General features: G+C 61.2%; 27 protein-coding genes and 1 riboswitch. Of the genes, 14 read left to right on the top strand and 13 right to left on the bottom strand.

Translation table 11 applies throughout. The annotated features are described in order from the left end of the window. Positions 1 to 135 precede the first annotated feature (135 nt). The 3 genes from ACWF6P_RS30485 to ACWF6P_RS30475 are packed head-to-tail and all read right to left on the bottom strand — an operon-like array spanning position 136 to position 2,998. Positions 136 to 1,566, bottom strand: a complete 1,431-nt coding sequence (locus ACWF6P_RS30485) for an NAD(P)(+) transhydrogenase (Re/Si-specific) subunit beta (RefSeq protein ID WP_230817005.1) — start codon at positions 1,564 to 1,566, stop codon at positions 136 to 138. Then, positions 1,566 to 1,889 (bottom strand): NAD(P) transhydrogenase subunit alpha, encoded by a 324-nt coding sequence (locus ACWF6P_RS30480; protein WP_003941319.1) that lies wholly within the window; start codon positions 1,887 to 1,889, stop codon positions 1,566 to 1,568. The genes ACWF6P_RS30485 and ACWF6P_RS30480 overlap by 1 nt, the downstream gene beginning before the upstream one ends. After that, entirely contained in the window at positions 1,889 to 2,998 is a 1,110-nt protein-coding gene (locus ACWF6P_RS30475; RefSeq protein ID WP_452623530.1) for a Re/Si-specific NAD(P)(+) transhydrogenase subunit alpha, read from the bottom strand. The genes ACWF6P_RS30480 and ACWF6P_RS30475 overlap by 1 nt, the downstream gene beginning before the upstream one ends. A 202-nt stretch (positions 2,999 to 3,200) precedes the next feature. Between ACWF6P_RS30475 and ACWF6P_RS30470 the strand changes: the two genes are divergently transcribed. Next, on the top strand, positions 3,201 to 3,638 hold the full coding sequence (locus ACWF6P_RS30470; RefSeq protein WP_452623529.1) for a DUF488 domain-containing protein: 438 nt from the start codon (positions 3,201 to 3,203) through the stop codon (positions 3,636 to 3,638). A 23-nt stretch (positions 3,639 to 3,661) separates the two neighbouring features. On the opposite strand, the gene ACWF6P_RS30465 is transcribed toward ACWF6P_RS30470, so the two are convergent. Further along, positions 3,662 to 5,200, bottom strand: a complete 1,539-nt coding sequence (locus tag ACWF6P_RS30465) for an AMP-binding protein (RefSeq protein WP_452623528.1) — start codon at positions 5,198 to 5,200, stop codon at positions 3,662 to 3,664. A 191-nt stretch (positions 5,201 to 5,391) separates the two neighbouring features. Between ACWF6P_RS30465 and ACWF6P_RS30460 the strand changes: the two genes are divergently transcribed. Together ACWF6P_RS30460 and ACWF6P_RS30455 are read left to right on the top strand one after the other, a co-directional pair. Then, on the top strand, positions 5,392 to 6,210 hold the full coding sequence (locus ACWF6P_RS30460; protein ID WP_452623527.1) for a maleylpyruvate isomerase family mycothiol-dependent enzyme: 819 nt from the start codon (positions 5,392 to 5,394) through the stop codon (positions 6,208 to 6,210). Positions 6,211 to 6,244: 34 nt separating this feature from the next. Beyond that, on the top strand, positions 6,245 to 6,868 hold the full coding sequence (locus ACWF6P_RS30455; protein ID WP_452623526.1) for a Type 1 glutamine amidotransferase-like domain-containing protein: 624 nt from the start codon (positions 6,245 to 6,247) through the stop codon (positions 6,866 to 6,868). A gap of 27 nt (positions 6,869 to 6,895) precedes the next feature. On the opposite strand, the gene ACWF6P_RS30450 is transcribed toward ACWF6P_RS30455, so the two are convergent. After that, positions 6,896 to 7,282, bottom strand: a complete 387-nt coding sequence (locus ACWF6P_RS30450; RefSeq protein WP_452623525.1) for a hypothetical protein — start codon at positions 7,280 to 7,282, stop codon at positions 6,896 to 6,898. A 514-nt stretch (positions 7,283 to 7,796) separates the two neighbouring features. On the opposite strand from ACWF6P_RS30450, the gene ACWF6P_RS30445 reads away from it, so the two are divergent. Further along, positions 7,797 to 8,066 carry a GNAT family N-acetyltransferase gene (locus ACWF6P_RS30445; protein WP_452623524.1) on the top strand — a complete coding sequence of 90 codons (270 nt, stop codon included), beginning with the start codon at positions 7,797 to 7,799 and terminating at the stop codon, positions 8,064 to 8,066. 196 nt (positions 8,067 to 8,262) lie between these two features. Continuing rightward, positions 8,263 to 9,489 carry an MFS transporter gene (locus tag ACWF6P_RS30440; RefSeq protein WP_452623534.1) on the top strand — a complete coding sequence of 409 codons (1,227 nt, stop codon included), beginning with the start codon at positions 8,263 to 8,265 and terminating at the stop codon, positions 9,487 to 9,489. Here the strand turns inward: ACWF6P_RS30440 and ACWF6P_RS30435 are convergent. Next, entirely contained in the window at positions 9,482 to 11,050 is a 1,569-nt protein-coding gene (locus ACWF6P_RS30435; RefSeq protein WP_452623523.1) for a carboxylesterase/lipase family protein, read from the bottom strand. The two genes, ACWF6P_RS30440 and ACWF6P_RS30435, sit on opposite strands and share 8 nt — an antisense overlap. A 130-nt stretch (positions 11,051 to 11,180) precedes the next feature. Beyond that, positions 11,181 to 11,276, top strand: a riboswitch (TPP riboswitch). Between ACWF6P_RS30435 and ACWF6P_RS30430 the strand changes: the two genes are divergently transcribed. From ACWF6P_RS30430 to ACWF6P_RS30400, 7 genes are all read left to right on the top strand, one after another. Continuing rightward, the gene (locus tag ACWF6P_RS30430) at positions 11,264 to 12,007 is read left to right on the top strand and encodes a TenA family protein (RefSeq protein WP_452623522.1); all 744 of its coding nucleotides are present in this window, start codon (positions 11,264 to 11,266) and stop codon (positions 12,005 to 12,007) included. (Overlaps the previous riboswitch by 13 nt.) Continuing rightward, positions 12,007 to 13,035, top strand: a complete 1,029-nt coding sequence (locus ACWF6P_RS30425) for an ABC transporter substrate-binding protein (RefSeq protein ID WP_452623521.1) — start codon at positions 12,007 to 12,009, stop codon at positions 13,033 to 13,035. Before ACWF6P_RS30430 ends, ACWF6P_RS30425 begins: the two co-directional genes overlap by 1 nt. After that, positions 13,013 to 13,816, top strand: a complete 804-nt coding sequence (locus tag ACWF6P_RS30420) for an ABC transporter permease (RefSeq protein WP_003941393.1) — start codon at positions 13,013 to 13,015, stop codon at positions 13,814 to 13,816. The genes ACWF6P_RS30425 and ACWF6P_RS30420 overlap by 23 nt, the downstream gene beginning before the upstream one ends. Then, on the top strand, positions 13,813 to 14,604 hold the full coding sequence (locus tag ACWF6P_RS30415; protein ID WP_452623520.1) for an ABC transporter ATP-binding protein: 792 nt from the start codon (positions 13,813 to 13,815) through the stop codon (positions 14,602 to 14,604). The genes ACWF6P_RS30420 and ACWF6P_RS30415 overlap by 4 nt, the downstream gene beginning before the upstream one ends. A 288-nt stretch (positions 14,605 to 14,892) precedes the next feature. Continuing rightward, complete coding sequence (locus ACWF6P_RS30410) at positions 14,893 to 15,450, top strand: LysM peptidoglycan-binding domain-containing protein (protein ID WP_378539397.1); 558 nt, start codon at positions 14,893 to 14,895, stop codon at positions 15,448 to 15,450. Between the two features lie 165 nt (positions 15,451 to 15,615). After that, positions 15,616 to 16,098 carry a hypothetical protein gene (locus ACWF6P_RS30405; protein ID WP_378449265.1) on the top strand — a complete coding sequence of 161 codons (483 nt, stop codon included), beginning with the start codon at positions 15,616 to 15,618 and terminating at the stop codon, positions 16,096 to 16,098. Positions 16,099 to 16,310: 212 nt separating this feature from the next. Next, positions 16,311 to 17,657 (top strand): T3SS (YopN, CesT) and YbjN peptide-binding chaperone 1, encoded by a 1,347-nt coding sequence (locus tag ACWF6P_RS30400; protein ID WP_452623519.1) that lies wholly within the window; start codon positions 16,311 to 16,313, stop codon positions 17,655 to 17,657. Between the two features lie 21 nt (positions 17,658 to 17,678). On the opposite strand, the gene ACWF6P_RS30395 is transcribed toward ACWF6P_RS30400, so the two are convergent. The 3 genes from ACWF6P_RS30395 to ACWF6P_RS30385 all read right to left on the bottom strand — a co-directional run bounded on the left by ACWF6P_RS30395 (position 17,679) and on the right by ACWF6P_RS30385 (position 21,523). Continuing rightward, positions 17,679 to 19,046, bottom strand: a complete 1,368-nt coding sequence (locus tag ACWF6P_RS30395) for an acetamidase/formamidase family protein (protein WP_452623518.1) — start codon at positions 19,044 to 19,046, stop codon at positions 17,679 to 17,681. Between the two features lie 113 nt (positions 19,047 to 19,159). Then, positions 19,160 to 20,278: a methyltransferase gene (locus tag ACWF6P_RS30390; RefSeq protein ID WP_452623517.1), complete on the bottom strand. Its 1,119-nt coding sequence runs from the start codon at positions 20,276 to 20,278 to the stop codon at positions 19,160 to 19,162. A 129-nt stretch (positions 20,279 to 20,407) separates the two neighbouring features. Continuing rightward, a complete protein-coding gene (locus tag ACWF6P_RS30385; protein ID WP_452623516.1) occupies positions 20,408 to 21,523 on the bottom strand; it encodes a Glu/Leu/Phe/Val family dehydrogenase in 1,116 nt (371 codons plus the stop codon). Between the two features lie 217 nt (positions 21,524 to 21,740). Between ACWF6P_RS30385 and ACWF6P_RS30380 the strand changes: the two genes are divergently transcribed. Continuing rightward, positions 21,741 to 22,253: an Lrp/AsnC family transcriptional regulator gene (locus ACWF6P_RS30380; RefSeq protein WP_003941343.1), complete on the top strand. Its 513-nt coding sequence runs from the start codon at positions 21,741 to 21,743 to the stop codon at positions 22,251 to 22,253. A gap of 46 nt (positions 22,254 to 22,299) precedes the next feature. Further along, positions 22,300 to 22,761, top strand: a complete 462-nt coding sequence (locus ACWF6P_RS30375; protein ID WP_452623515.1) for a 6,7-dimethyl-8-ribityllumazine synthase — start codon at positions 22,300 to 22,302, stop codon at positions 22,759 to 22,761. 56 nt (positions 22,762 to 22,817) lie between these two features. Here the strand turns inward: ACWF6P_RS30375 and ACWF6P_RS30370 are convergent, their stop codons facing one another. The 4 genes from ACWF6P_RS30370 to ACWF6P_RS30355 form a co-directional block, all read right to left on the bottom strand. Next, complete coding sequence (locus tag ACWF6P_RS30370; RefSeq protein ID WP_452623514.1) at positions 22,818 to 23,024, bottom strand: hypothetical protein; 207 nt, start codon at positions 23,022 to 23,024, stop codon at positions 22,818 to 22,820. A 128-nt stretch (positions 23,025 to 23,152) separates the two neighbouring features. Then, complete coding sequence (locus ACWF6P_RS30365; protein ID WP_452623533.1) at positions 23,153 to 23,668, bottom strand: DUF3558 domain-containing protein; 516 nt, start codon at positions 23,666 to 23,668, stop codon at positions 23,153 to 23,155. Between the two features lie 8 nt (positions 23,669 to 23,676). Next, positions 23,677 to 24,030 carry a hypothetical protein gene (locus tag ACWF6P_RS30360; protein ID WP_452623513.1) on the bottom strand — a complete coding sequence of 118 codons (354 nt, stop codon included), beginning with the start codon at positions 24,028 to 24,030 and terminating at the stop codon, positions 23,677 to 23,679. Positions 24,031 to 24,098: 68 nt separating this feature from the next. Further along, entirely contained in the window at positions 24,099 to 24,626 is a 528-nt protein-coding gene (locus ACWF6P_RS30355) for a DUF3558 domain-containing protein (protein ID WP_452623512.1), read from the bottom strand. Positions 24,627 to 24,806: the final 180 nt, after the last annotated feature.

Below are 24,806 nucleotides of genomic sequence, written 5' to 3'. Positions count from 1 at the left end.
AGCGGCGCCGGACCCCTGTTTTCCCTCGCACCCGGCGCATTTGCCGTTCCACCACACCAACCCGTTGCAGCACCCGCCCACCAAGACGGGCGACCACCCGCTCTTGCGAGTGGACGCCCCTTCCGAGTGCCAGCGCTACAGCGCTTTGAGTTCCTCGGTAACTTCGGAGACCGACTTCTTGGCGTCACCGAAGAGCATCGAGGTGCCCTCGGCGAAGAAGAGCGGGTTCTCGATACCGGCGAAACCGGAGTTCATCGAACGCTTGAGCACGATGACGGACTTCGACTGGTCGACGTTGAGGATCGGCATTCCATGAATCGGCGAGCTCGGATCGTTGCGCGCCGCCGGGTTGGTGACGTCGTTCGCGCCGATCACCAAGGTGACATCGGTACGCGCGAACTCGTCGTTGATGTCGTCCATTTCCTTCATCGCGTCGTACGAGACATCCGCTTCTGCAAGAAGAACGTTCATGTGACCGGGCATACGGCCGGCGACCGGGTGAATGGCGTACTTGACTTCGACGCCCTTCGACTCGAGCAACTTCGCCATGTCCTTGACGGCGTGCTGAGCCTGCGCGACGGCAAGTCCGTATCCGGGGACGACGATGACCTGGTTGGCGTAGGCCATCTGGATAGCCGCGTCGGCCGCCGAGGTCGCCTTTGCCGTGCGCACGACGCCGTCGGAAGACGGCGCTTCTCCGCCGCCGCCACCGAAACCGCCGGCGACGATGGCCGGGATGGACCGGTTCATGGCCTTGGCCATGAGGTTGGTCAAGATGGTGCCCGAAGCACCGACGATCATGCCGGCGACGATCATCGCCTGGTTGTTGAGCGCCAAACCTGCAGCAGCAGCCGACAAACCGGTCAGAGCGTTGAGCAGCGAGATGACGACGGGCATGTCCGCGCCGCCGATAGGCAGCACGACCATCAGTCCGAGGATGCCCGAGAGTACGAGCACGCCAACGATCCACAGTGAGCTGGTCGGGCCTTCCGGCGAGATCGCCTTGATACCGATGATCACCGAGAACGCGATTGCGGCAATGAGCAGCAGAGCATTGAGCGGCTGCTGGAGCTTGCCGATTCCGATCGGACGACCAGGCAGGGTTTCCTGCAGTTTGAGGAACGCGATCACGCTGCCCCAGAAGGAGATCGATCCGATCACCGCGGCGAAGAGCGAAGCGATGACGATGTGCACCGTCGGCGACTCTCCGTGCTGGAATGCGGTGAACCCGTCCGAGTCCAGGAATTCCGCGTACGCGATCAACGCGACGGTGCCGCCGCCCACACCGTTGAACAGTGCGACCAACTGCGGCATGGCCGTCATCTTCGTGCGGAGCGCCGGCGGCACACCGAGCACGACACCGATGACGAGGCCGGCCGCGATGAGGATCCAGTTCCCCATCTCCGCATCACGAATGGAGATCAGAGTTGCGACGACGGCGATGAGCATGCCGACCGCGGCGATCTGGTTGCCGCGGACTGCGGTCTTCGGGCCGGTAAGACCCATGAGGCCGTAGATGAACATCGAGAACGCGACAATGTAGAGCGCATTGACCAGGTATTCCATTACTGGTCACCATCCTTCGACACAGACTTGGCGGCCGGCTTGGCCTTGAACATCGCCAACATGCGGTCCGTGACCACAAAACCACCGACAACGTTCACGGTTCCGAAGACGAGCGCGACGAACAAGATGATCTGCAACCCGATCGAAGGATCGTGCACCTTGCCCAGGACGACCAGCGCACCCAGGACGACGATGCCGTGGATGGCGTTCGTACCGGACATCAGCGGGGTGTGCAGGGTGTTCGGAACTTTGGAGATCACAGCGAAACCGACGAACCCGGACAACACCAGGATCGCGATGTTCGCCAGAAGTGATGTGTACATCAGGCGCCCTTCTCTTCACGGGTGACGCACGCACCGGCCAGAACCTCGTCGGAGAAATCGGGCGCGAGTGCGCCGTCCACCAACATCAGTTCGATCAGCGCGGAAATGTTCTTCGAGTACAACTCCGACGCATGCTCAGGCATGGACGCCGGCAAATTCAGCGGAGAGCAGATGGTCACGCCGTGCTTGACAACAGTTTGACCCGGCTCGGTCAGCTCGCAGTTACCACCGGTTTCACCCGCGAGGTCGACCACGACACTGCCCGGCTTCATCCCTTCGACCGCGGCAGCGGTCACCAGGCGCGGCGCGGGACGACCCGGAACCAGAGCCGTGGTGATCACAACGTCGAAGCCCTTGATCGCGTCTTCGAGTGCCTGCTGCTGCTTCGCTCGCTCGTCGTCGGTCAACTCGCGGGCGTATCCACCCTCGCCCGCCGCGTCGATTCCGAGGTCGAGCCACTGTGCACCCACCGAACGCACCTGGTCTGCGACCTCAGGGCGCACGTCGTACCCGGTAGCGCGGCCACCGAGACGCTTGGCTGTCGCCAGCGCCTGCAGACCTGCCACACCCACTCCGAGCACCAGAACGGTCGCAGGCTTCACCGTGCCCGCAGCGGTGGTGAGCATGGGGAAGAACCGCGTCGACTCCGATGCTGCCAACAGAACAGCCTTGTACCCGGACACGTTCGCCTGCGAGGACAACGCGTCCATCACCTGCGCGCGGGAGATACGGGGAATCGCCTCCACGGCGTATCCCTCGATCCCGGCGGCCTTCAATTCGGCGATGCGGTTGTCTGCATTACGCGGATTCAAGAAACCGATGAGCTTCGCGCCGGTGCTGATCCGGGCGATCTCTTCCGTCGACGGGGGCGCGACCTTGACCACAACGTCGGCAGTCCACGGATCGCCGATCTTCGCGCCGGCAGCGGTATAGAGCTCGTCGGGAATCAACGCCCCGAGACCGGCCCCGGACTCGACGACGACGACGACACCCTTGCCGATCAAAGCGGACACAATTTTGGGCACCAACGCGACCCGACGCTCACCGTCACTCGATTCTCGAGGGACGCCGACCGACGGACGCACTTGTGCGCTCTTCGATGTTTCCATTTTCCATTACCTTCTGCGGTTGGTGGTTCGCCTGCTGCGACGAGCGGCAACCAGCATGTGATGAGCGGAAGATGACCCGCTTTTGGGTGAATGGTGACTGATAGTAGCCAGAGTTACCGCGGCGTAGGGAAACCGACGACGCACTTTCTCCATCTGAATCGAGTCCGAACAGTATGTTTGGACATACCCGGAGAAGCCTACTGTGAGGCCGATCACACTCGAATGGCGGGCTATTCCACTATTTGAAACGGCCGAAAGACGTAAAAGCATCACAATGGCGCGCCGAATCATCACCGTCGAGCGAGTTTACGAACCTGCTTCCGAATGTAACGCCGTCCGCCTCCTCGTCGACCGACTCTGGCCACGCGGCGTCAAACGCGAAAACCTGCAGTACGACGACTGGCCGAAGGGCTTGGCACCCTCCCCTGAATTGCGAAAATGGTACGGCCACGACCACACCCGTTTCGACGCATTCAAAAGCAGATACATCGACGAATTAGATGCATCTCCAGTTCGCGAATACGTTCAATGCATCGCACCGACATCGGATGCTCGACCCGTTGTCCTGCTGACAGCAAGCAAGGACCTGCCGTACAGCCATGCGCAGGTCCTTGCCGACTATCTTGCAGAAATACTCTGATGTCCTAGCATTTCGCCTGAGGGTCAATTGCTCACATATTGAGACCGCAACTTGTGCTTCACGAGTTTTCCTGTCGCGGTCCTAGGCAATTCGTCGGCAAAGTCAATGCTTCTCGGAGCTTTGAAATGTGCAACCTGGCTGCGGACGTATTCCAGCAATTCCTCGGCGACATGGGCGCTCGGCTCGATTCCCTCCGCAAGTTGGACAACCGCCTTGACCTGTTCACCCATTTCTTCATCGGGAACACCGATGACTGCCACGTCGAACACCTTCGGATGCAAGGTGAGGATGTTCTCGGACTCCTGCGGATAGATATTGACGCCGCCAGAGATAATCGTGAATGCCGCGCGATCGGTCAGATAAAGAAAGCGCTCGGAATCGATGTATCCGATATCTCCACTTGTCGTCCACGTCGGATGATCGGGATGCTGCGCGGCAGCCGTTTTCTCGGGATCGTTGTGGTAACGGAACGGCAGAGTCTCTCGTTCCCAGAACACGGTACCGATCTCGCCGACCGGAAGATCGCGCCCACCGTCGTCACAGATGTGCACGATTCCCATCACGCCGTCACGACCGACGGAACCCGGATGTGACAAGGCCTGCTCACTGTTGATGAAGGTGGCTCCCGACCCCTCGGTCGAGGCGTAGTACTCGTGAATCACCGGCCCCCACCAGTCGATCATTGCCGTCTTCACTTCGGGCGGGCAAGGAGCAGCCGCGTGAATTGCGACTTTGACCGTCGAGACGTCGTAACGATCGCGGGTCTCCTTGGGAAGTTTCAGCATTCGAACGAACATCGTCGGCACCCACTGACTGTGCGTCACAGCGTATTTACCGATCAATTCCAGCGCAGTCTCGGCTTCGAAGGCATCCATCAAGATCACGGTTCCGCCGACCGAATTGATCACGCCGCAAAAGCGCAGGGGCGCCGCATGATAGACCGGCGCCGGGCACAAATAGACTGTGTCGGAATCGAACCCGTACATCGGCGCAAATACCGCTGTGTACGGATCCATGGTGGTGTCCACCTCACCCTCCGGAAGACCTCCCTTGATCCCCTTGGGCCTGCCGGTGGTTCCGGACGAGTACAGCATGTCCGCCCCACGTGGCTGCGAGTCGAGTGGATCGGCGGACTGAGCGTCGATCGCCTCCTCGTAGTCGTCGAAACCCTCGAGAGTGCCGCCGTAGACCAATCGATGACGAACGCGCGGAATCAGCTTCTCGTCCAACGGAACTGCTGCCGACGCCTGCCCTGACGCGACCAGAATTGTCGCCTCGCAGTCGTCGACGATGTAGGCAGCCTCCGAAGCGGTGAGATGCCAGTTCACCGCAGTGATGTACAGACCTGACCTCAACGCCGCCCAATAGACCTCGAACGCCCGCAGATCGTTGTTCGAGATGAGAGCGACGTGGTCCCCTGGCTTGGCACCGACGCTTCGGAAGTACCGCGCCAGCCGCGTCGACCGTTCGTCGAGTTCCCGATAGGTGATGGACTCACCCGTCGCCGGGCGAATGACGGCGGGCTTGTCCGGCGTGGACTGGACAAAATTTCCTGGAAACACGAAGACTCCTCTGTCGGTGACGACAACGCCGCGTGAGCCTGCTTCGGCGTCGACAATCCTGGTCTACCACAGGAACTCTGCCTCCCTCGGATCTTTGGCGACACCGACTCGAAGCCTGGGAATGCCCGCTCACTTATCCGCCGCGACATACAGTGAGGAGAACCGCACCGTCCGAAACAGGAGATGTCCACATGAGTGGTTGGCCCCAGGACTCAGTAGTCGACGCATTGACCGAGGAATGGAGTGTCATCGACGCACTGCTTGCCGAACTCGACGGCGATCAGTGGTTGGCTCCGTCGAACCTACCGGGGTGGACGGTTCACGACATCGTGTCCCACCTGATCGGTACGGAATCACTGCTCGCGGGCATCAATCCGCCGTCGATCAATCTGGACGTGCACGCATTGCCCCACGTCCACAACGAGATTGCGGCGTTCAACGAGCGCTGGGTCGAAGGCCTGAGGCGGACACCGCACACGGACCTGCTGGCCCGATATCGCGACATCACCGCCGAGCGAACCGAAGCGCTGCGCTCGATGACCAGCGCGGACTGGGACACAGAGACACAAACTCCGGTTGGTCTTGCGCCTTATGGCCGGTTCATGCGTATCCGGACCTTCGACTGTTGGATGCACGAACTCGACATCAGAGACGCAGTTGGCATTCCAGGCGAAGAAGGCGGACTGCGCGCGGAGACTGCATTCGGCGAAATCACCAGCGCGCTCGGATTTGTCGTCGGAAAACGAGGAAAGGCGCCAGAGGGAGCACGGATCACTTTCGAACTCGAAGGGCCACTTGCCCGTTCACTTCACGTCTCCGTCGACGCGCGTGCAACGCTCGTTCCGGAACTGGATGGTCCGGCGACAACGACCATCACGATGAGCTCACCGCTCTTCACCCGAATTGCCGGTGGCCGCGTCCACGCGTCCGATCACCGAACCGACATCTCGCTTCGCGGTAACACCACGGTGGGCACACGCGTCGTCGACAATCTGGCGTTCACGATTTGAGGGTTGGGTGGGTCGGTCCCGAAGGTCCTGAAAAGTGAAACTGTTTCTCTCGTCCTACAGATTCGGCGATCACGCCGAGGCATTTGTCGATCTTGTAGGCCGCGGCGCTCGCATCGCGGTCATCGCCGCGGCTGCAGATTCGTGGCCCGTCAATGCCCGCAGTTCAGCAGTCACCAGCGAATTGACTCCACTACGGGCAGCGGGCTTCACCGCAGAGGAAGTGGACGTCCGAGATTTCCTGGGTGCACCGGAAGCACTCGAAGTCCGGCTTCGCGAATTCGACTGCCTGTGGGTCCGCGGCGGAAACACGTTCGTCCTACGTGCACAGTTAGCCCGAAGTGGTGCTGATCGGGTGATCGAGATGTTGGTTCGTTCCGGTGCTGTGGCCTACGCGGGATACAGCGCGGGAGCGTGTCTGGCGACTCCGACTCTGATCGGACTCGACGCCTCGGACGACCCCGCTGAAGTCATGCCTACGTGCGGTATCGACCCGACCTGGTCCGGACTCGCGCTGGTCGACTTCGCGATAGTGCCGCACGGCGGCGACTCGCTACTCGAGGATCCCGACGTGACGGCTCGAACGATGTCAGCGTTGACCTCTGCGAACGTGCGATTCGTGGTGCTCACCGATCAGGACGCGGTTCTAGTCGACGATTGAACCGTCGACTAGATGTTCAGCTGAGTTTCAGCCGTGCTCGGCCACCGCGGTTCCGGCTGCCGGCGACTGACGCTCGAGCCGCGTCCACGCAATCTCCCAGCGCTTGACCGAGACCTCGTCGGCGTCCTCGAGAAGGGCGTCGAGGAGCAGGCGTGGATTTTCGCGCCATGCAAGTTCAGCGGCGTGGACCTCCGCAGCGGAGAACAACCCGGAAGCCTCGAGATCGCGAATCCACTCGCAGATCTCGCCCCGGTGAATCCGCGCGATGGTCTCGTAGCCCAGACCTTCGTCAAGGAAGTCGTACGAAAAAATTGCGGCAAAGTAACTGTTCGACTCACGCTGCCCGAAAATCATGTGCGTTCCTTCCTCGAAGTTGTCCGACGAAGACTCGAATTCGAACCGTTGTGTAGCCACGCCAAAGTTTTTCTGGCGAAGTTGTAACGCTTCTTCTATCCCCGACGATTCAAACGCTAACCCCCCGAGCGAGTCTTTGGGATCACGTCCAAGAAACGATCTGATGACCAAGGCAATACCCATGGGGTTTCCAGCCGCTCGCACCCGTCACCGACACGCGATCAGCGCGCCGCTGACCTGCAATTTGCCCGGTTCAGGCCCTCCTCTTAAAGCATCCGAACAGACGACAAAAAACTTTGTGACAGATCCCACATATTGAGATGTTTACGATCGCAATGCATATGTATCACCGAATGTGGGCACAAAATCACGGGCAAATCGGCACGTACAGACCAGTTTTGTTCGTTCTCCGTGGCGACCAAGGTCCCTTGAACGGTCGTCCAGTTGTAGTTGCGGTAAGTAACGGATCTCACGTCGGCAACTGATATTGCGGATGGCCTGCCAGGTAGCGTGCTCCAGAGAACGCAGACGCGGCGCGGCGCAACCGGCCGCCCTTTCGAAACGGAGCCCGAAGATGACCGAGACAGTGGTGCACAATCCCGCGGAAACGCGTTTCGAGATTCGGGTAGACGGCGAACTGGCCGGTTTTGCCGAGTACTCGGACCATTCCGGCGTCCGTGATTTCCACCACACGGTGACGTACCCACAGTTTCGTGGGCGCGGGCTGGCCGCTATCGTGGTGCGGGAAGCGCTGGATCAGACCAGGAACGAGGGATTGAAGATCCTGCCGACGTGCTCGTACGTCGCGAAGTTCATTGCGGAGAACCCCGTTTACCAGGCATAACCCAACGAAGACGGTCCGCGAAAAATCACTCGCGGACCTGCAGACCCCGCTGCTAGCGTCGATAGTGCCGTCGTCGAGACCCTCGTCGAAACCCCAGTCGAAATCCCATTCGAATTCTGGTCGGCACCATCTCGGGGAAGGAAAGAACGTGGTCGCCTCAGCAGATCGGCGTCCACCTGCATCCTCGGACTCGGCAATCCCCAGCTATCTTCCTCTCGTCCTTGTCAATCTCGCGACGCTGTTCTCGGCGATCGGCAACGGTATCGCCATTGTCGTGCTCCCCTGGCTGGTCCTCGAACGAACCGGCAGAGCCACCGACGCGGCGATTGTGGCCGGCGCAGCAGCCATTCCGCTACTCGTATCGAGCTTGTTCTCAGGCACATTCGTCGACAAGTTCGGACGTCGTCGTACTTCGATGATTTCCGACGCACTCTCCGCGATGTCAGTAGCAACGATTCCCATCATCGCGGCCACCGCCGGCCTGACCATCCCGGTGATCGCGGCGTTGGCCGCGCTCGGCGCCGTGTTCGACCCCGCCGGGATGGCGGCGCGGGAGTCGATGCTGCCCGCCGCAACTCGGGCCGCCAAGTGGAAACTCGATCGAACCAACAGTGTGTACGAGGCCAACTTCAATGTCGCGTACCTGATCGGCCCTGGCATCGGCGGTGTCCTGATCGCAACGATCGGAGCGGTGAACACGCTTTGGGTGACGGCTGCCGGCTTTGTGTTCTCGATAGTCGTGGTCGCCTTCATCCGGCTTCCCGGGGCCGGGGTGCCCGAACACGAACATCGGCCGAAATCGATCTGGCACGGCACCCTCGACGGTCTTCGGTTCGTCTGGAACAACAAACTGCTCCGTACTCTGGCTCTGATCGACATGGCAGTCGTCGCGCTCTACATGCCAGTGGAAAGCGTCGTGTTCCCGGTTTACTTCACCGAGTTGGATCAACCGGCCCAACTCGGATCGGTGCTGATGGCTTTGGCGATCGGCGGCATCATCGGCTCTCTCGCCTATGCCCCACTCGCACCGATCATGTCCCGACGCCTGATCATGATTTTTGCGGTCGCCGTTCTCGGCATCGCGATGCTCGCGATGGCGCTCCTGCCCCCGCTCTGGGTGATCCTCGTACTCGCCGGACTACAGGGTCTCGTCTACGGACCGGTCGGCCCGATCGCCAACTACGCCATGCAGACGCACAGCCCAGAGCACATGCGCGGACGCGTCGTCGGTGTCATGACGTCGACGGCCTACGCCGCCGGCCCGCTGGGCTACCTCGCAGTCGGCCCTCTACTCGATCAACTCGGAATCGCGTCGACCTTTGTGGCCCTGTCCATTCCGATCATCCTGATCGCCGCCGTCTGTGCTTCCCTGCCGGTGCTTCGCGAACTCGATCGTCCGCGGCACTCGACCGACGTCAGTTGAACCCCATCACGTCGTTGCCCCAGGCGACGCGCAGTCCGTGATCGGGGTCGCTGACGAGGGTGTCAGTCGAGTCGATCAACAGCGTCGACCGTTTCTCTTCCTCGTACGGCGCCCAGTGTTTCGAACCGTCGAGAGCTGCCGGCACGGCATGCCTGGCGAAGGCCAGCCATCGCCGTTGAATACGCCCGGCTACCTCCATTGCGGCCTTACGTCCGCCGAGCCAGAACGTGGGATCGACGTTCAGGGTTCCGAAATTACCGAAGACATAAGGTAATTCGGTCGCGTGGCCCGCGCCGATCCGTGCCGCTTTGAGCATCGGCGTCGCGTGATCGAAGCGGTAGACCCAGGTGGGGGAATGCCTGCAGTGAGCGTCGGCAATCCACAGGGTCGGCATGCGAAACGCCGCGTCCCGTGAGAGTGCCAGCGCGCCACTCGGTTTCGCGTGGTCGGGGTAGGCCGACATGATCTCGGCCAGTTTGGTCGCGGAGATATCGGGGTGATCATCGGCCAGTAATTGCAGCATGGCCTCGACGGACTGCGCGCTCACCGGCATCAGCGGCGACTTCATGAACTTGAAGATCGACGCCTCGTCCTTGTTGGAACCGATGATCAGCGGGATTCGGTGCGCATAACCCTTCTGGAAAGCCGCAACCGGGTAGTGCGGCACCAGATCGCGATCGACGACGGGTGCCATCGCCAAAGTTCCCGGAATCCGGGTCGGGATTTCGTTGACCAGGTCATCGCTTGCCTTGACGAGAAGTTCGAGATCCGTGGTCAGCAGATCGCCCGCATCTTCGGGCTCGATCGAGAGCAGTTCGAGAAACCGCTCCGCCACGGTCTTGGCGCGCTCGGCCCCGTAGACGGAGGTCGCAGGCGGACTTTGAGCGATCGCGCGGTGGAACAGACCTTCCGCGCTAGGACAGGTCATGAGCGTCGTGATGGATCCTGCGCCGGAGGACTCACCGAAGACGGTCACTGCTCCCGGATCACCACCGAAGGCGTCGATGTTGTCCCGAACCCACTCGAGTGCCGCAATCTGGTCTCGCAGACCACAGTTCGATTCGAAAACGGTATCCGCGGTGGAGAATCCAGACAGGTCCAGGAATCCGAGGGCACCGACGCGATAGTTGAAGGAGACGAGAACGACGTCTCCGGTTTCAGCCAGATGACGGCCGTCGTAGATTGTTTGCGCGGCGGACCCGAGGCAGTACGCACCGCCGTGAATCCACACCATCACCGGTCGCGGCGTTCCGTCGGGGCGCGGGGCCCACACGTTGATCGACAGACAGTCCTCGTCGATCTTGAAAGCACGGTCGATCGGAACCGCCGGACTCTGCCCTTGCGGCGCGATCGGCCCGAACTCACGACAGTCGCGTACCCCGTCCCACGGCCCTGCGGGTTGCGGCGCGCGGAATCTCCGCTCACCCACCGGCGCTGATGCGTAGGGCATGCCCTTCCACGCGAATACTCCGCCATCCGGATATCCCCGGGCTTCTCCGCCTCGGGCACGGATCACGAGAGTTCCGTCCTCTCCAAGATTCGGTCGAACGTCGGTCTCCATGTCTGAATCCCCTCCCGACCCGCGCGTGTGGCAAACAAGACCAAACGTACCAACTTAAGGCCGGTGTGCGCCGATTACTCAACTGCCAGGTAGGCGCCGACGAAGGAGAGGCTCGGTGTTAAGGTCGCCTAGTTCTGACACGGGGTGCTCCGCATGGGCGGGGCTGAGAACACACCCGGGAACCTGATCAGGTAATGCTGACGAAGGGATGTCATGGCTACTACGCAGCCTGCATACAATTCTGCCGAAAACTCGGTGGCCACAGCGCCGTCGACGGATCGGTTCACCGATCGACTCTGGGCCGAGACGAAGGCACTCCGCGAGTCGATCGACTCACTCGAGTTCCTCAAACGCCTCGGCGACGGAACACTGCCTCTCGACGCGTTCCGTACGTACATCGAGCAGGACAAGCTCTATCTGGAGGGATATTCGAAGGCCTTGTCCCTGGTCGCGGCCCACGCACCCGATCCGCAGTCCGCGGGCTTCTGGTCCAATTCCGCGTCCACGGCAGCGACAGTGGAATCTGCGCTTCACGACGGACTGCTCACCGGCGGAATTCTTCCCGCGGGATCGGGAAACCTGGAGCATTCGCAGGCCTGCCTGGGATACGTCTCGTATCTGACGGCGACTGCAGCAACCTCGCCTTACCCGGTCTCCGCAGCGGCGGTACTCCCCTGCTTCTGGATCTACGCCGAGGTCGGCCGCGATCTTGCCGCTTCAGCGCGCGAGGTGCTCGACGCCGATCCGTCACACCCGTACGCGCAGTGGGTCACAACCTACGACGCACCCGAATTTCACGAGTCTGTGGCGCAGGCTCGCGTACTGGTCGACGCGGCCGCTGAGGCAGCCACCGAGACAGAACGTGAGGCGATGAGTGAAGCGTTCCGCATCGCCAGTCGCTACGAGCTGATGTTCTGGGATTCCGCACTCCACCAGCAGCCTTGGCCGGCGTCGTGATGTCGTTTGCGGCACTACGCCGCACCCTCGCCACCTCTGCCGCGATCGCAGCCGCAATCACAGTTCTGACCGGATGCGCCGCCGACACCGGGTCTTCCGACGGGACCATTCGGTTCGCACTCGACTGGACACCGAACACGAACCACACCGGTTTGTACGTTGCACTCCAAGAGGGCTACTTCGAAGACGCCGGTCTGGATGTCTCGATCCTGCCCTACAACAACACCTCTCCCGACACCCTGGTCGACGCCGGCAACGCCGAGTTCGGTATCAGTACGCAGAGTCAGGCCACGTTCGCCCGCGCGGCCGGCGCCGCCACGACGTCTGTCATCGCGCCACTTCAGCACCGCGCCACCGGCATCGGTGTGAAGGCGGATCGTGCGGACATCACGCGCCCACGTGATCTCGACGGGAAGACGTACGCCGGGTTCGGCGATCCCGGCGAAGTCGAAACGCTGCAGCAGATCATCCGCAACGACGGCGGGACCGGGAACTTCACGACGGTCACGCTCGGAACTTCCGCGTACGAAGCCGTGTACTCGGGCCAGGCAGACTTCACCGTCTCCTACTTTGCTTGGGAAGGCCTCGAAGCGGAGCGAAACGGAACTCCGATGCGGTACTTCCAGTACACCGATTACGGCTTCCCCGATGCGTATTCGATCGTGATCAACGGCAACCAGCAGTGGTTGAAGGACCATCCCGACGAGGCACGCAAGTTCGTCAAAGCCGTTCAACGCGGATATCAGACTGCTGCCGACAACCCGGACCAGGCCGCGCAGGATCTCATCGACGCGAACCCCGGAGCTTTCACCGACGAAGACCTCGTGCGTGAGAGTCAGCGGATGCTCGCCGCCGACTACATGAAAGATGCCAACGGCGTCGTGGGCGCCCAGAATCTCGAAACCTGGTCGGGTTATTCGGGATTCCTCTTCGACAACGGATTGCTCGCCGGACCCGACGGGAAGCCGTTGACCCAGAAGCCGGACTTCTCGGAGTACTTCACCAATGAGTATCTCGACGCGTCCTGACGTGAGCGGACGGTTGGTCTCGACCATGCGGCGGGCGCTTCCCGCGCTCGCCGTGGTGGTGCTCCTCGTGGCGGCGTGGCAGATCTACGTCGAGATCAGTGGGATTCGGCCGCAAGTACTTCCGTCTCCGGGGCGCGTTCTGTCCCAGGGGTGGGACAACCGCGAGATCATCTCCGGCCACGCCTGGTCGACATTGCAGGTCACGTTGGTCGGCTTCACTGTTTCATTGGTGTTGGCCTGGATTCTTGCTGTGGTCGTGGACTTTTCGCCGTGGTTGTCACGCGCGCTGGTACCACTTTTCGTCGTCTCGCAGACGCTGCCGATCATCGCCATCGCGCCGCTGATGATCATCTGGTTCGGCTTCGGGTTGTTGCCGAAGGTGTTGGTGATCGCCCTTGCGACGTTCTTCCCCATGACCATCGGACTCATCGAGGGATTTGCCGCGGCCGATCGGGAAGCGGGCGCTCTCCTGCGCAGCATGGGCAGCACTCGCTGGCAGGAGTTCCGCTACGTCCGCCTACCTTCGGCGATTCCGCGATTCTTCACTGCCCTACGTATCGGCATCACCTACGCGGTGGTGGGTGCAGTGTTCTCCGAATACGTCGGCGCTACTTCCGGTTTGGGCATTTACATGAGCACCCAGAAGAACTCCTTCCGCACCGACCTGGTCTTGGCGGCGGTACTGGTGACTGCATTGATCAGCGTCACGCTGTACTTGCTGACGTTCGCCATCGAGCGCATCGTTGCACCATGGGCGATGAACGAAAGGTCACGGACATGACTGACCCCATGGTCGAAATCCAGGACCTGACCAAGAGGTTCGACACTGCCGGAGAATCGCGTCTCGTGCTCGATTCGGTGTCATTCTCCGCCGAATCCGGCGAATTCGTGTCAGTGATCGGGCCGAGCGGTTGCGGCAAGAGCACGATCTTCAACGTCCTTGCCGGGCTGGAATCTCCTACCTCCGGTTCGGTCCGTGTGGGCACGCGCGCAACAGAATCCGAAGCAGACGCCGAGGTACACACCGCGTACATGCCGCAGAAGGATCTGCTGTTTCCCTGGCGCTCGGTCTTGGACAACACGGCCCTCGGTTTGGAAGTCCAGGGAGTCGGCAAGAAGGAAGCACGCGAGCGCGCTCGTGAGTTGTTCCCGGCGTTCGGCCTGTCCGGATTCGAGGACGCTCGGCCGTCGCAGCTCTCGGGCGGCATGCGCCAGCGAGCGGCAATGCTGCGCACCGTTGTTCAGGGCAAGCCTGTCCTGCTGCTCGACGAGCCGTTCGGCGCTCTGGACTCGTTGACTCGCACCGAGATGCAGGCCTGGCTGCAAGACGTATGGCAGCAGTACCGGTGGACCGTGTTGATGATCACCCACGACATTCGCGAGGCAATTTATCTGTCCGACCGCGTGGTCGTTCTGTCTGCGCGTCCGGCGACAGTCAGGTGCGTCGTCGACGTTCCCTTGCCGAGGCCACGCGAATTGGACATGATCACCTCACCCGAGTTCGCCGAGGTCGAGCGTGAGCTGCTTGCCGTACTCCACGACGAGACTCGCAAGTCGCTACACCCCTAGCGATTACTGAAAATGCGCTGAGAGCGCGCCGATTTCACCTGCCGTTCAAGAGAAAGTGCATCGCGACGGTGCAACTTCGCGTAGGATGTCGCGGCACTTTCGCCCAAAACGCCTTAATATCAGCAAGATCCGAACGCTCGACACGCAGTCCGTCAACGCTGCACAATTCTCTGTACTCTTCGGTAACGTACACTCGGTCGCCTACGAGACCAACGGCCAGAAGGTAACTGGACGGTAAAGCGGAATCGTGGAGGCACAGTCATCGCAACAGATTTGGAAAGGGACAGCGTGAGCACACTGCAGTCAGGTCAGAGCCTCGGAGTCGGCCAGGAACTCAAGTCCGACAACGGCGCGTACACCCTCAGCTTGCAGGACGACGGCAACCTGGTCCTGTCCGAGGGTGGACAGGCTGTTTGGGCCGCAGGCACCAACGGATCCGGCGCCAACCGCGCCGAGGTGCAGGCTGACGGAAACTTCGTCATCTACAAGGACTCCGACGCCGTGTGGGCATCGCAGACCGCAGGCAACGACGGTGCCTCCCTCTCGGTTCAGGACGATCGCAACGTCGTTCTGTCCGCCGGTGGAAACGCTTTGTGGTCTTCGGACACCGCAATCGAGGCGCCGGCCGCCGAGGCTGCCCCCGAGCCCGCTCCGGCACCGGAACCGGAACCTGCGCCCGCCGCTCCGGCAGCGCAGAGCTACACCGTCGAAAGCGGCGACACCCTGTGGGCGATCGCAGAGCGCTTCTACGGTGACGGCAACCAGTACCAGCGCATCGCGGATGCAAACGGCATCCCGAACCCGGATCTCATCAACGCCGGTCAGGTACTGACGATCCCCGCCTGATTCACTGCTTGACCTGGCCCTGGGTGCCGACGTTCGCGTCGACCCTCAGGGCCTTTTGTGTTCTACGCCACACAGATTCGTGTCTCGCCCAGCAGGCCCTGATACTCCATTGCGGCATCTTTTCGCCTACAGTACTTCCGTACTGCTCCCGAAGGACAGGTGTGCATGAAAGACAGAACAGTCATGATCGGCGCTGTCGCAGTGGCCGCCCTCTCTCTGACATCAGGCCTCGTTTTCGGCGGAGCAGCGGGCGCATTCGGTGCCGGCGGCCCTGTGGTGAAGCCTCCCGCTCTGGTCTCGTCGGTTTCCGTGGAGTCCGTCGCAGGGATCGAACCGGCCGCGTTCTACAGCTCGGTGGCAGTTCCTACCGTTGTCATTCCGCCGACGCCGACCTGGCGAATCGCCGACGAGACGACTGCTCCTCGCAATCAGCCGCTGGTGGTGACCGCGACAAGCACGAGTTCCGCCACCTCGACCACTACTGCAACGAGCACGACAACACCGGTCTCGTCCACGACCTCCGCATCGGCCACCGCGACCTCGTCACCGACCGCGACAGCCACGACCACCAAGACCAGCACCACCCCAGTGGTCACGACCGGGTCCACGCCGCCCGTCGTCGAAGTCTCGCCCGTTCTCGCCGGATAGTTCTCGCTCATTCGCTCGCGTATTACCTGGCGTGACGGCGGTTACAGGAGCACTTCAGTCGCCGATCCCGAATACGCGGTCTACCTGCGGCGACCTTCCTCGTCCGCACGGCCTGTGACCCGCTGCAATCCGGTCGACCGGAAAAGGACAGCAGCATTGTCGGAGCCTCGCGTTACCGTATAGGTCTGAGCTTTTGCGGAAGGAGGTGGCTGATGAGCGCAATGGGCTTCGATCTCGATGTCAGTGTCGACCGGGCATGGGCAGAATTTCAACGTCGCCTCGGCGATCACATTTCCATCATGGTCGACGGCGACGTGCTTGCCGTGGAATCGTCCACCGGCGACTTCGATCCAGCTGACGGCGCAGCGCCATGCGTTCAGTTCCTCGTGTGGGACAAGAACACAGTCCGCTGCGAGGTTCCTTCCAACGACTTCCTTCATCCGCGCTATCGACTCGAAGACGCCGATGAACAAAAGTTGATCGCACTGGGATGGAACCCACCGTCCGAGAATCTCGAGGATCCGAACAACTCCCCCGCCTTCTGCGTCGACAAGGCACAGAACTGGGCCGATCAGCTCGCAGCGATGACAGTCGCCGCCTTCCGTGACGTATTCGGTGTGCAGCACCCGGCCTTCCTCGCCAGCGATCTCACCGGCAACGAGCAGACTCCGGATTTCGATCCGTCGGTTGTCGAGTCGACAGAACTTCCGACACTCGACCCCACCGCGGCGTACATGCCCACCGATATCGACCATCTCAAGGAGTTGGTCACTCTCGCATTGATTCCTATGCTCGGCACTCTTCCCGAGCGGGACAGCGACGGGGACATACCAATTCGTGTCGGCTCGACCGTCATGTTCGTGGGTCCGCTGTCCGAGTCCATGGACGTGCAGTTGTTCTCGCCGCTCGTTCAGGACATCAGCAACCGCACCCGCGCAGCCGAGGTCATCGCCGATCTCAACCGCAAATGGTCACGCATCAAGTTCGTCTTGATCGACGACCGTTTGTCGGTGTTCCTCGAGGTAGTGGGTTCACCATTCGTTCCGAAGCAACTGACGGATACGTGCGCGGCCTTGACGTCCTTCCTGCGCACCGTGGACGACGAATTCGCCGCACGTGTCGGCGGAGACCTCTTCTTCGCGAACAAGAACGGTGATTCTTCCTCGCTACAGCCCGATCTGACGGCCGAGGACCTGCCTCCCGAACTCGAGACCCTACTGCACCTCGATCTGGATGTGGCCGAGGATCTCGATGCGGTGGCCGACGTCTGCGGTCGCGATCGCGATCTGATTCTTCAGCTCCTCCACATCAGTAACGAATGGCAGATTCAGCTGCGTAGTCAGGCCGTCGACGCCCACAGTCGCGGGGACGCCGAAGAGGCTGCGGGCTACGAGGATCAGGTCGGTGGGTGGGAACTCATGGTCGACCGCCTGCGCGGGGCTTTGCGACTGGTGGTCCTGCCCAATTCTCGAACCGAGACGCCGGCAAAGCCGCAACCTGAGCAGATGGGCCTGTTCGCCGATCCCTTGCAGCAGAGCCTCTTCGACGATCCGTCCTGACACGACGGATCGCCGTTCTCACTATTCGAAGTGGGATTTGAAGATCTGCCCGTGGACGCCCACGGTTCGATCGACTACCTGCGAGACCGTGAAATCCGCTGCGGCAGAAAGATAGGCGTAGGCCGTCGCTCGATCCATTCCGCGATCATGCTCGAGGAAGTCGAGCGCGTTGACCACCGCGCGCCGCATGGCACCGTTGAGGTCACTGTTCTGCCCGTCGACCGAACCGTTGGGGTCGGACAAGCCGATCGGAATCCAAGCCTCCTCGGTCTCTGCGAACGGGTATCCGAATGCCACCGACGGGGCGTCGCCGGAATCCTTCTTGCACACGCTCAGTCGGAACGTGCCGCGCAGCGAACCTTCCATCGCCGTCAGCGCTGCCTCACCGTCGCCCATGGCCATATGTGGGTCACCGACGTAGAACAGGGCGCCTTCGGCAAAGACCGGAAGGTAAAAGGTTGATCCGACGCCGAGATGCCTGATGTCGATGTTTCCGCCGCCCAGCGTCGGAGGAATGGAGTTCGACGACGGGGATGTCGGATCGGCGTCCGCGGAGTAGGCAACTCCCATCATTCCCATGAACGGACGCAAGGGAAACCGCACCTTCGACTGTCCGAAGGGCATCACACCTTTGCCGTCTTCGATCGCTGTGAAAGTGGAAACACCGCCGTACTTCAACGGATCCTTTGTTGCGCGCCCGTCCGTGGCGACCGGCGGCATGACTTCGTCCAGAGTGATTCCCGCCGGAGCGGTTCCGTCGGCCGTGACGGCAAGAGCGCCCTTGCCGTGTCTGCTCGACACAACACCGTACGGCACGCGGGGAATGGCCTCGAGGGTCTCGATCTTGAGTACGTCCCCGGGCTGTGCGCCCTCGACGAAGACGGGTCCGGTGACGACGTGCGGGCCGTCCTTGTCGAAGTTTCGTTCGGTTCGGTTGTATTCGGCCGCAACGGCAATCGCGTCCTCGAGCACGTCCTTCTCGGAAACGCCTTTACTGCCGAAGTATTCGAGGGGATTGCGGCCTTGATCCTCGAGAATTCCCTCGTGCGAGAGGGCGTCGATCGTGACGGTCTGGCCCGACTTCATCCGCATCACTTCGCGGGTATGGATGTTGGGCACGTAACCCCACATGACGTCCGACGGATCCGAACTCAGATAGTGATCGCCACTGACGTTTCCGCTGCCCGGTTGCAGAATCGGAATGCCATCGGCGAACGGCACTGCAGAGGAGGACGATCCAGCCGGTAACGCGTTCGAGTGCGCGCATCCCGAAGCCACACCGGCAACTCCTACGCCCGCACCGAGGGCAGCGACTGCCCTCATGAATCCGCGTCGGCCAAGTCCTTTCGTCAGGTCTTCGGCTGCGTTGCGGGCAAGAGTGTATTCCATCGAGATTCCTCCGGAGTGCGTGACGATGTGCGACTGCGAAGAAAGCTAGACCCGATTTGTTACTCGTTCATTACCATTTCATGGCAAGGAAATACCGTTGACTGAGAATGAATTCAGCGACGGCGAAGCCGCCACAGCGACGTCGTTTCACGTGCCCGGGCGGCGTGAAGCGCATCGGTTCGGTCACTGACCTTTGCGTGCGTCGGTTTGACGTCCATGCGGTCGACAACAGTGAGCCCACCGGCCGCAATCAGATCGTGTAGTTCGGATCGCGTTCGGAGACCGAGGTGTTCGGCAATGTCCGAGAGGATCAGCCACGCTTCTCCCCCGTCGTCCAGATGCGCTGCGACACCAGTCAGGAAGCCCTTCAGCATCGCTCCAGAAGGGTCGTAGACGGCGTATTCGATGGGCGAGGTGGCCTTGGCCGGAATCCAGGGAGGATTGCACACCACCAACGGAGCGGTGCCTTCGGGAAAGAGATCGGCTTCCACCACGGTCACCTGATCGCCGTAGCCAAGCCGCGAGAGGTTGCTACGAGCGCATTGCAGTGCCCGGGGGTCCTGGTCGGTTGCCGTCACTGCCTTGACACCGCGCTGCGCCAGTACGGCAGCAAGAACGCCGGTGCCGGTGCCGATGTCGAAAGCCGATTCCGTCGACGGCAGTGGCGCAGACGCGACAAGATCGACATACTCCCCGCGGACGGGTGAGAACACTCCGAAGGCGGGATGCACTCGTGTGTCGAGAGCCTCGATGAAAACACCTTTGCGGTGCCACTCGTGAGCGCCGATCGCGCCGAGGATGTCACGCAACGAGCGAACCGAAGGCTCACCGGTAATCCCGAAAGCTTCGGTCAACGCGACTTGCGCGTCCGGGGCTCGCCGGAGTGGAATCGACAGATCTGCATCCAAGGGAATGAGCAGCATGCCGAGGATCTGCGCGCGGCGTCCTTGGGTCTGCCGGTGGAGATGGAAGGCTTTGGCTGGGTCGTCGGAGGCTCGGCGCGGCTTGCGGTCGATGCGCGACGCGACGGCCTTCGACAGTTGGCGAGCGTTCTGAAAATCTCCGCGCCACAACAACGCCGTGCCTTCGCACGCCAAGCGATAGGCGTCGTCGGCCTTCATCGTGTCGTCGGCGACGACGATGCGCTTGGGCACCGGGGCGTTGCTCGTCGAACCCCAACGGGCCGATTGCTCGGCGTCGTTCTCGGTCCACACAGCGAATTGTTCAGTCATGTAAGCCCTTCCGGCGTCCGACGCATGGCGGCCGGTCTACCGGCTGATGTGGTCCAGATCTGCAAAATCTGCTTGTCTGGTGTCCACACTAGTCGGGACCGGCCGCGCTACATGACTGCGAGAGGGATGTCAGCCCTTGGCTACGCGAGCTGCCTCGGCGATCCGAGCCTCGGCGACCGCGTCAGCAGCCTCGCCGGCAAGGATTCCGTCCTTCTTCGACTTCGCGAAGATCTCGGTGACCGTGTCGAAGATCTTCTCGACCTTGAGCTTGACCTCTTCGGCAGAGTTGCCCTTCAGCTCGCCGGCAACCTGGATGAGGCCGCCGCCGTTGGCGACGTAGTCGGGGGTCCAGGTGATGCCGCGGTCGCGGAGGATGTTCTCGACCTCGGGGACGGTGAGCTGGTTGTTGGCAGCGCCGCAGACAACCTCGGCCTTGATCGAGAGTGCGGTCGCGTCGGTGAGGGTTGCGCCCATCGCGCACGGTGCGTAGACGTCGAGATCGGCGTCGATGATGCTGTCGACGATGCTCACCTGCGGGAAGTCCGCCTTGACTCGGTCGAGCGCTGCGGCATTGACGTCGGTCGCGAGAACGGTCGCGCCGTCTGCGAGGAGAAGCTTGATGAGTTCGTAGCCGACCTTGCCCGTGCCCTCGACACCAACAGTCTTGCCTGCGAGCGACGGAGTGCCCCAATGCGACTGTGCTGCCGCGCGCATCGACTGGAATACACCGAGGGCCGTCATCGGAGCGCTGTCGCCGGAGCCGCCGACGGTGGCGTTGCGGCCGACGACGAAGTCGGTGTTGCGACCGATGATGTCGAGATCGTTGGAGTTGGTTCCGACGTCACCAGCGGTGATGTAGCGGCCACCGAGGGTCTGGACGAATTTTGCGTAGGCGCCGAGCAATTCGTCCGTCTTGGCCGTCGCGGGGTCGCCGATGATGACAGCCTTACCGCCGCCGAGGTCGACGCCGGCAACCGCAGCCTTGTAGGTCATGCCGCGCGAGAGGCGCAAAACGTCTGTGACTGCGGCAGATTCGTCGGAGTACGGGTAGAAGCGCGTTCCGCCGAGCGCGGGGCCGAGCGTCGTGGAGTGGATGGCGACGATGGCCTTGAGGCCACTCGCGGGATCCTGGAAGAAGCTCACCTGCTCGTGGGGGTAATCGCGCAGATAGTCGGCGCGATCGAACACGCCCGCAGTGTCGTCATGGGAAACAACGGAGTTCACGGGCTCGGCGGTGAGAGTCATTGTGGGATAGACCTTTCCGAAGAATTACGGGGTGCAGTCGAAATATTGGGGCGAAGTGTTCATTGGGTACTATTGGGACAAATAACCCAAAGAGAATCCCGCTGAGCAATTCGTGGAACCAATGCTCTGCCTGAGTTACGATTTGGTCAATGCAAATCTCTTGAACTAGTCAATTCGATCATCCAGTGACTCAAATCACTGAGGAGAGGTTCACAAAGTGCTCAGCATCGACAAGCTCGACGTCCAGTTGCTCGGACTGCTCAGCAAGGACTCGCGGATGAGTGTGGCCGAGTTGGCCAACTCGTTGGGCGTCGCCCGCAACACCGTCCAGTCGCGAATGAAGCGCATGGAATCCAACGGACTTCTCACCGGGTTTCGGCCGAATCTCAATCTCCCCGAGGTCGGTATCCCGATTCAGGCATTTGTCGGTCTGGAACTCGAGCAGGGCAAGATCAGCGCAGTGGCCCGCAGTCTGACCGAGCTGCCCGAGGTGATCGAAATTCACGCCACAACCGGTCGCGAGGATCTGCTCGTTCGGGTTGCCACCTCGACGCACGCGGCATTGCAGAAGTTGGCCGAGCAGATCGTGTCGCTTCCAGGCGTCACGCATTCCACCACGACGATCGCTCTGACCAATCCCCTTCCGTATCGAATTCAGCCTCTCCTCGAGCACCTCACCAATGACGCCGGCTGGGGTCGTTCGACTGCCTTCCCCCGCCAGCAGGACTAGGACGGGTGGTCGCGGCGATGCTTCCCGGTGCGCTAGTTTCATGGTTATGAGTGAGATCCAGGGACAGCGCATCGCGTTCATTCAGGCGACGTGGCATCGCAACATCGTCGACCGTGCACGCGACGGATTCACCGACGCGATCGTCGAGCTCGGCTACCCCAAGGACACGGTTAATTTCTTCGAGGTACCGGGGGCCTTCGAGATCCCGCTGCACGCTCGGCGGTTGGCCAAGACCGGCCGCTACCAGGCGATCGTTGCCGCAGGCCTGGTCGTCGACGGCGGTATCTACCGGCATGACTTCGTGGCGACGGCTGTCATCGACGGTCTGATGCGCGTGCAGCTCGACACCGACGTTCCGGTCTTCTCGGTGGTTCTGACGCCGCATCACTTCCACGAGCACGCCGAGCACGTCGACTACTTCAGCACGCATTTCGTGAAGAAGGGCGCCGAGGCTGCGCGCGCGGTCGACGCCACCGTCAAGTCGTTGAAGGCCCTGCCCACCAGCTAGTCGTTACCCAAGTCTCGCTGAGTCGAATGCCATCGGCTCAGCGAGATTTTTTGTGTCTATCGAGGGGTCTCAGCACCAGCCAGCGCGGAGGCGTTCGAGTCGTCGACTTCGCCGTAGCGGTCGACGCATTGCTGGAAGAAGTCCCGTATCTCGGTGACCACCTGGATGTGGCTGGTCAACGACTTCTCCAACGAGTCTTCACCGCCGAGGGCCTTCTTGGAGAATTTCGCGGCGAGGTCCTGCCCTGACTTGAGGGTTCCCATCCCCTTCACGTCTCCGATTCGCTCACACATGAGTACCATCGCTCGCAGTTCGTCGAGAAACGAATTGCAAGCGCATACAATGGGTTTCGCAACATTTGGCTCAACACTCATGAGCCCCTTTGCCGTGCTCACCGCGGGAGGTATCCGTTGAGGTGTTCGGCGACGTCTACAACCAATTCACACGCCGACTCTTGATGCGTGACCCCAGCCTTTGCTTCGACATTGACCCACACCGAACCCTGCGAGGCCGCAAGGGCCACGTAGCAGCCGTCGACTGCTGCATCGCTTTCTCGCTGGAATCGAATACCCACGCGATCACCAATCGGCATTTCTACAAACTCCGCATAGTCCGGGTTTCGGGTCACGTCGTTCTGCGTGTATCTGTTTGAGAGAACTGACACGAAGAACCACGTTCCTGTCCATGAACAAATCCTCCATCCCGGCTGCTCGACACCCGCGATATCAACTTCCTCGGTAGCCGGATCAAGCCCGACTTCCTCCAACATCGTGCCTGGAATGTCCTTACATGGATCGAACAAACCCTCTTGCCCCGACGCAGGTTGCGGCGCCCCTTGTACCGACGCACTGCACCCCGTCGCCAGTGCGCCCACGAACAGAACGGCCGCCACCCTGTTGGCCTTCATCCGAGAACTCACGAGCCCGGAAGATCCTGGCCCGCGAGCGTGACCGCGTTGGAAGTATCGACACCGCTGTAACTGTCCAGACACTTCAGAAAAAAGTCCCGCATCTCGGTGACAACCTGGACGTGGCTCTTCAGCGCCTTCTCCAACGAATCTTCACCGCCGACGGCCTTCTTGGAGAATTTCGCGGCCAAGTCCTGCCCTGACTTCAGAGTTCCCATCCCTTTGACCTCTCCGAGATCCGAAACAGATCGCAGCGCAGCATCCAACTCTTCCCTCAGAGCAGTGAAAGCCGCCGCGACTCTCTTCGCCGAGTCGAAATCTATCGCCAGCTGATCGGGCCCCAATCCCGCCATCAAATCCATCCGATCCACTTCGGCGCTAACAACGCACTCTTCGACCTAACGGCGTATTCACGCGCTCTCCATCACCGCTACCTAGGCACGTAACCTTCGAGTGCCGTCGCGTAACTAGTTGCAAGATCGCACGTCGCGCCTTGCATTTCGGCGCTCCCCTTTTTCTCGACCACGATCCAAATCGAACCTTGCTTCGCTTCTAATGCGACGTAGCACTTGCCGATTTCATCGTCGGATACCCCGTGGTATCGAACGCCCGGGCGTGCATCCAACGCTATCTCCTGGAAACCGGTGTAGTCGGGATTCTCCTTAACCTCATCGATCGTGAACCGATTCGAGAAAAGGACTACGTAGTACCAAGATTCGGTCCACGAACAGATCTTCCAGCCGGGTTGTTCAACACCCTCGATGTCAACTTCCTCAGTCGACGGATCAAGCCCAACTTCTTCCAGAACCGAGTCCGGAATGTCCTTGCACGGATCGAACAAACCCTCTTGGCCGGATGCAGGCTCAGCCGCCCCCTCCACGACTGAGCTGCATCCTGCCGCAGCCCACACCAACATCCCAGCCATGAGCAGTCGCCCAACCCCCACCGACCCCCGCATGACACCCCCTGTTGATGTGGACCCACTGTATTGGATGCACCGGAGGCTCGATCGGTTCCCGCAATCTCGAAATTCCCAGGTCACGTTCGGCGGTTCACTCAGAGCGCATCTCCAGCGATTGACGCTCAGCTCAGCAGTCGCATACTGGAGAGGTTGACTACGACTTCGGGAAGGCACCGA

The organism is Rhodococcus sp. NPDC055024, from assembly GCF_053608585.1.
The sequence above is the reverse complement of the archived record's forward strand: the minus strand, read 5'-3'. Positions and strand labels throughout refer to the sequence as shown.

Excerpts from the sequence above, each read along its gene's own strand:
- ACWF6P_RS30405 (WP_378449265.1), top strand. The coding sequence starts at position 15,616 with ATGAAAGACAGAACAGTCATGATCGGCGCTGTCGCAGTGGCCGCCCTC.
- ACWF6P_RS30445 (WP_452623524.1), top strand. The coding sequence starts at position 7,797 with ATGACCGAGACAGTGGTGCACAATCCCGCGGAAACGCGTTTCGAGATT.
- ACWF6P_RS30475 (WP_452623530.1), bottom strand. The coding sequence starts at position 2,998 with ATGGAAACATCGAAGAGCGCACAAGTGCGTCCGTCGGTCGGCGTCCCT.
- ACWF6P_RS30400 (WP_452623519.1), top strand. The coding sequence starts at position 16,311 with ATGAGCGCAATGGGCTTCGATCTCGATGTCAGTGTCGACCGGGCATGG.
- ACWF6P_RS30355 (WP_452623512.1), bottom strand. The coding sequence starts at position 24,626 with ATGCGGGGGTCGGTGGGGGTTGGGCGACTGCTCATGGCTGGGATGTTG.
- ACWF6P_RS30370 (WP_452623514.1), bottom strand. The coding sequence starts at position 23,024 with ATGGGAACCCTCAAGTCAGGGCAGGACCTCGCCGCGAAATTCTCCAAG.
- ACWF6P_RS30375 (WP_452623515.1), top strand. The coding sequence starts at position 22,300 with ATGAGTGAGATCCAGGGACAGCGCATCGCGTTCATTCAGGCGACGTGG.
- ACWF6P_RS30390 (WP_452623517.1), bottom strand. The coding sequence starts at position 20,278 with ATGACTGAACAATTCGCTGTGTGGACCGAGAACGACGCCGAGCAATCG.
- ACWF6P_RS30420 (WP_003941393.1), top strand. The coding sequence starts at position 13,013 with ATGAGTATCTCGACGCGTCCTGACGTGAGCGGACGGTTGGTCTCGACC.
- ACWF6P_RS30460 (WP_452623527.1), top strand. The coding sequence starts at position 5,392 with ATGAGTGGTTGGCCCCAGGACTCAGTAGTCGACGCATTGACCGAGGAA.
- ACWF6P_RS30480 (WP_003941319.1), bottom strand. The coding sequence starts at position 1,889 with ATGTACACATCACTTCTGGCGAACATCGCGATCCTGGTGTTGTCCGGG.
- ACWF6P_RS30365 (WP_452623533.1), bottom strand. The coding sequence starts at position 23,668 with ATGAAGGCCAACAGGGTGGCGGCCGTTCTGTTCGTGGGCGCACTGGCG.
- ACWF6P_RS30485 (WP_230817005.1), bottom strand. The coding sequence starts at position 1,566 with ATGGAATACCTGGTCAATGCGCTCTACATTGTCGCGTTCTCGATGTTC.
- ACWF6P_RS30415 (WP_452623520.1), top strand. The coding sequence starts at position 13,813 with ATGACTGACCCCATGGTCGAAATCCAGGACCTGACCAAGAGGTTCGAC.
- ACWF6P_RS30385 (WP_452623516.1), bottom strand. The coding sequence starts at position 21,523 with ATGACTCTCACCGCCGAGCCCGTGAACTCCGTTGTTTCCCATGACGAC.
- ACWF6P_RS30435 (WP_452623523.1), bottom strand. The coding sequence starts at position 11,050 with ATGGAGACCGACGTTCGACCGAATCTTGGAGAGGACGGAACTCTCGTG.
- ACWF6P_RS30360 (WP_452623513.1), bottom strand. The coding sequence starts at position 24,030 with ATGGATTTGATGGCGGGATTGGGGCCCGATCAGCTGGCGATAGATTTC.
- ACWF6P_RS30395 (WP_452623518.1), bottom strand. The coding sequence starts at position 19,046 with ATGGAATACACTCTTGCCCGCAACGCAGCCGAAGACCTGACGAAAGGA.
- ACWF6P_RS30430 (WP_452623522.1), top strand. The coding sequence starts at position 11,264 with ATGGCTACTACGCAGCCTGCATACAATTCTGCCGAAAACTCGGTGGCC.
- ACWF6P_RS30425 (WP_452623521.1), top strand. The coding sequence starts at position 12,007 with ATGTCGTTTGCGGCACTACGCCGCACCCTCGCCACCTCTGCCGCGATC.